A 5,137-nucleotide genomic window follows, 5' to 3' on the forward strand; every position below is an offset into this window, starting at 1 on the left:
TACGGGGAGAGGGTGGCCCGAAGGATCGGGTGGGGCAGCGCAAAGTTGGCCCTCCATTCACGGATGTTGGTGCCGCCCCTCGCCTGCCTGCCGGCATCTTCTCCCCGTAAAAAGGGGAGAAGAAAGCAAATTCACCGTGCCATGGCGTGGTATTCGTCGTTCGGGCGCATGTCGATTGCCGCGGCCACGCGGTTCGACATGTTGAAGAAGGCAGCGGTCGAGGCGATGTCCCAGATGTCGCGATCGGTGAAGCCGGCCTGACGCAGCGCGGCCCGGTCTGCCTCGACGATCTTGGCCGGCTCTTGCGTCAGCTTGACGGTGAATTCGAGCATTGCCACCTGCCTGGGCGAAAGATCGGCGGCGCGGAAATTCATCACCATCATTTCGCCGAGCGGCGGGTCGCCGGAGAGCTGGCGCACCGCCGCGCCATGCGCGGTCAGGCAATAGTAGCAATGATTGATCGAGGAGACGGCGACCGCGATCATCTCGCGTTCCAGCTTGGTCAGCCCGGACTCACCCAGCATCAAATCGTTGTACATGTCGGTGAAGGCGCGCAGCTTTCTGTCGTCGAAGGCATAGGCCCTGAGCACGTTGGGGACGAGGCCGAGCTTCTCCTCGCATTTGGCGAAATAGGTTTTTGTCGCCTCGCTCAGCTCTCCCTGGCCAAGATCAAGCGCGCTGATTTTGCCGGTCATGGGTCATTTCTCCTCGTTGCGCGGCATCTTGTCGCCAAATTCCGATAATTCTTGGCAAGCCGTCAAACCTTTGTCGCCAAACAGCGGTCATCTGCTACCATATTCGTAAAAGCATTCGACGGGAGGGACGTGCGTCATGGCCAGCGTGAAATCCGCGAGCAAGCCGAAGAAAAAAGCCACGGCAGCGATTAAAGCGGAGGAAAGGCCGGCCAGGCTTGCAGACTATCTGCTCGCCCGCGCGCCAGCTGAAGACATTGCTCCCTACGATGTGGCCGACCTGGAGCGGGCTGCCGATCTCGCCGGCCAGGCAGTCGCCACTCACAGGAAAGGCGAGTGCGTCGTCGCCGTCGATGCCGATTCGGGCGTTGTGCGAGACGGCCGCCCGATGACGGTTGTCACAGTCGTCAACGACAACATGCCGTTCCTGTTCGATTCCATCCTCGGCGAGATCACCGAGACATCGGGCGAACCGACCCTGGTCACCCATCCGGTTATCGTGGTGCGCCACGGCAAGGGCGGCGTGGAAGAAATCCTCGGCGACGGCAATTTCGCCAAGGACGATGGCAGCCACGACCGGCTTAGCGTCATCCATGTCCACATCCCGCGGCTGACATCCGAGCAGGCGAGCGGATTGAGCGAGCGGCTGCGCAAGATCCTTGGCCAGGTTCATGCCGCCGTTCACGACTGGAGGCCGATGCTGGCCCGCCTCGATCAGGCGATCTCGGAATTCCGCTATACGGCCGTGCCGCTCGACAAGAAGAGCGTTGCCGAGGCCCTCGCCTTCCTGGAGTGGCTGCGCGACGACAATTTCACCTTCCTTGGCATGCGCGAGTTCAAATACACCGGCGGCGAAGAAAGCGGTACGCTGGAGCGCGCTGAAAAGCCCGGCCTCGGCATCCTGTCCGACCCCGACGTGCTGGTGCTCAGGCGCGGCACCGAAGCGGTAACGACGACGCCGGAGATCCGCGCCTTCCTGCATGGGCCGGAGCCGCTGATCGTCACCAAGGCCAATGCCAAGTCTTCCGTGCACCGCCGCATCTATCTCGACTATATCGGCGTCAAGACCTACACCGCCAAGGGCACGCTCGCGGGCGAATTGCGCATCGTCGGTCTGTTCACCTCGACCGCCTACACGCGCTCGGTGATGAAGATCCCGTATCTCAGGTCCAAGGCCGAAACCATCATCGCCAAGTCCGGCTTCGACCGGCACGATCACTCCGGCAAGGCGCTGATCAACGTGCTGGAAAGCTATCCGCGCGACGAATTGTTCCAGGTGCCGGTGCCGGTCCTGAGGAAGCACGCCGCTGCCATTCTGGGCCTGGTCGAGCGGCCACGCGTGCGGGCGCTGGTGCGCGCCGACCAGTTCGACCGTTTCGTCTCGATCCTCGTCTTCGTGCCGCGCGACCGTTACGACAGCGTCGTGCGCGAGAAGATCGGCTCGTATCTGAAGACCGTATTCGAAGGCCGGCTGTCGGCCTACTACCCGGCCTTTCCCGAGGGCGGGCTGGCGCGCGTGCACTTCATCATCGGCCGCTCCGGCGGCAAGACGCCGAAGGTCGAGCAAGCGACGATAGAGGCGGCGATCCGCGACATCGTGCGTACCTGGGAGGACGCCCTTTCCGATGCGGCCGAGGCCAGTGGCGGCGACCAGGCTTTGAAGGCGATTGCCGCGCGGCTGCCGGAAAGCTACCGCGATTCGTTCAGCGCGGCGGTGGCGCTGGCCGATGCCAGGCGCATTGCCAAGATCAGCGCCGGCAATCCGATCGCCATCGATTATTATCGTCATGCCGAGCAGAAACCGCATCAGGCGGCGCTGAAAATCTATCACCATGGCAGCCCGGTGGCGCTGTCGCGGCGGGTGCCGGTGCTGGAAAACATCGGCTTCCGCGTCATCAGCGAGCGCACCTTCGAGGTCGGCGACGAACAATCAGGCCTGGTCTTCATCCATGACATGGAGTTGGAGAACAGCTACGGCAAGCCGATCGACCTGACTGATGGCGGCGCGCTGTTCGAGGACGCTTTCCTCTCTGTCTGGCGAGGCGATGTCGACAATGACGGCTATAACGGCCTTGCCCAGACCGCCGGCTTGTGGTCAGGCGAGATCACGATCCTGCGCGCCTATGGCCGCTATCTGCAGCAGGTCGGCATCCCGCAAAGCCAGGATTTCATCGCCGCCGCGCTCAATCGCTATCCCGACATAGCGCGGGGCCTGCATGCGCTGTTCATCGCCCGGCTTGGCCCGACAGCCGAGACCGAAGGCGTGGTGGCCGCAAAGCACCTCAAGGCCAAGATCAAGGACGCGCTGGAGGATGTGCCGAACATCGATGACGACACCATCATCCGGCGCTATCTCAATCTGATCGAAGCCTCGCTGCGCACCAATCATTTCGTTGCCGATACGAAAGAGAAAGGCCAGTCGCTGGCGATCAAACTCGATTCGCACGCGGTCGAGGGTTTGCCGGCGCCGCGGCCGTGGCGAGAGATCTTCGTCTACGGTTCCGAGGTCGAAGGCCTGCATCTGCGCTTCGGTCCGGTGGCGCGCGGCGGCCTGCGCTGGTCCGACCGCGCCCAGGACTACCGCACCGAGGTGCTCGGCCTGGTCAAGGCACAGCAGGTCAAGAATGCCGTCATCGTGCCGGTTGGCGCCAAGGGCGGCTTCTATCCGAAGAAGCTGCCGATGAGCGCCGGTCGCGACGCGATCTTCGAGGCCGGCACCTCGGCCTACAAGAATTTCGTCTCCAGCCTGCTGTCGATCACCGACAATATCGGTCTCGACGGTGTCATCCCGCCGGCCGGCGTCATCAGACGCGACCCGGACGATCCGTATTTCGTCGTTGCCGCCGACAAGGGCACGGCGACCTTCTCCGACACCGCCAACGCGATCTCGGAGAAGCACGGCTTCTGGCTCGACGACGCCTTCGCCAGCGGCGGCTCGGCCGGCTATGACCACAAAAAGATGGGCATCACCGCCAAGGGCGCCTGGGAAGCGGTCAAGCGGCATTTCCGCGAGATCAACCGCGATATCCAGACCTCGTCCTTCACGGTCGTCGGGGTTGGCGACATGTCGGGCGACGTGTTCGGCAACGGCATGCTTTTGTCGCCGAAAACCCGGCTGATCGCCGCCTTCGACCATCGCGACATCTTTATCGACCCCGATCCCGACATGGCAGCCTCGATGGCCGAGCGCGAGCGCATGTTCGCGCTGCCGCGTTCGAGCTGGCAGGACTACGACAAGACGAAACTGTCGGAAGGCGGCATCATCGTCTCGCGCAACCAGAAATCGATCACCTTGCCGGCGGCGGCGGCGGCGGCGATCGGCCTGGCCAAGACCACCGCCACGCCGGTCGAGATCATGACCGCCATCCTCAAGGCCCCGGTCGATCTCCTGTGGTTCGGCGGCATCGGCACCTATTTGCGGGCATCGACCGAAACCAACGCCGAAGTCGGCGATCGCGCCAACGATGCCATTCGCATCACCGCGCTCGATGTCCGGGCGAAAGTGATCGGCGAGGGCGCCAATCTCGGCGTCACGCAGCGGGCGCGCATCGAGTTCGGCCTGAATGGTGGCCGCTGCAATTCCGACGCCATCGACAATTCGGGCGGCGTCAACTGTTCCGACGTCGAGGTCAACATCAAGATCGCGCTGCCATCCGCCATGCGCAAGGGGTCGTTGACGCGCCCGGCACGCAACAAGCTGCTCGCCGAGATGACCGACGAGGTCGGCTCGCTGGTGCTGTCGAACAACTACCAGCAGACGCTGGCGCTTTCGATCGCCCGCAAGCGCGGCGTCGCCGACATCGCGCATCAGAGCCGCTTCATGACGGCGCTGGAAGCGCGTGGCCTGCTCGACCGCGCGGTGGAGACGCTGCCGTCGCCGGCAGCGCTCGCCGAGCGCGAAGCGCGTGGCGAACCGCTGACGAGAGCCGAACTCGGCGTGCTGCTCGCCTATGCCAAGATCGTGCTGTTTTCCGACATCGTCGCCAGCGACGTGCCTGATGACGCGCATTTCGATCGCGACCTGATGGGCTATTTTCCCGACCGGATGGCGAAGAAATACGCCACTGAGATCCATGGCCACCGGCTGCGCCGCGAGATCATCACGCGGGTCGTCGCCAACGACCTGGTCAATCGCGGCGGCCCGTCCTTCGTCAACCGGCTGCAGGAAGCCACGGGGCGCACCGCCGCCGACGTGGTGCGGACCTTCGCCTTGGTGCGCGACGGTTTTGCCTTGCCGGCGCTCTATCGCGAGATCGACGCGCTCGACAACCAGATCGACGGCCAGGTGCAGCTCGATCTCTATCAGATGGTCAGCCGCCTGATCTACGTGACCAGCGGCTGGTACCTCAAGAACGATGCCGGCACGGCACCCCTCGGCCAGCGCATCGCCGAGCTGCAGGAAGCACGCAAGGCGCTGGAACCGAAGCTCGTTGCGCTGCTGCCGG

At 63.8% G+C, this 5,137-nt stretch carries 2 protein-coding genes; one reads left to right on the plus strand and one right to left on the minus strand.

The annotated features are described in order from the left end of the window. Positions 1-131 precede the first annotated feature (131 nt). Positions 132-695 (minus strand): peroxidase-related enzyme, encoded by a 564-nt coding sequence (locus EOB59_RS06055; protein ID WP_127269517.1) that lies wholly within the window; start codon positions 693-695, stop codon positions 132-134. Between the two features lie 136 nt (positions 696-831). Here EOB59_RS06055 and EOB59_RS06060 point away from each other — a divergent pair. After that, the coding region (locus EOB59_RS06060; protein ID WP_245486540.1) for an NAD-glutamate dehydrogenase at positions 832-5,137 on the plus strand (4,306 nt) is incomplete at its 3' end.

Origin of the sequence: Mesorhizobium sp. M7A.F.Ca.MR.176.00.0.0 (assembly GCF_004023165.1) — a bacterium.
Taxonomy (GTDB): domain Bacteria; phylum Pseudomonadota; class Alphaproteobacteria; order Rhizobiales; family Rhizobiaceae; genus Mesorhizobium.

Excerpts from the sequence above, each read along its gene's own strand:
- EOB59_RS06055 (WP_127269517.1), bottom strand. The coding sequence starts at position 695 with ATGACCGGCAAAATCAGCGCGCTTGATCTTGGCCAGGGAGAGCTGAGC.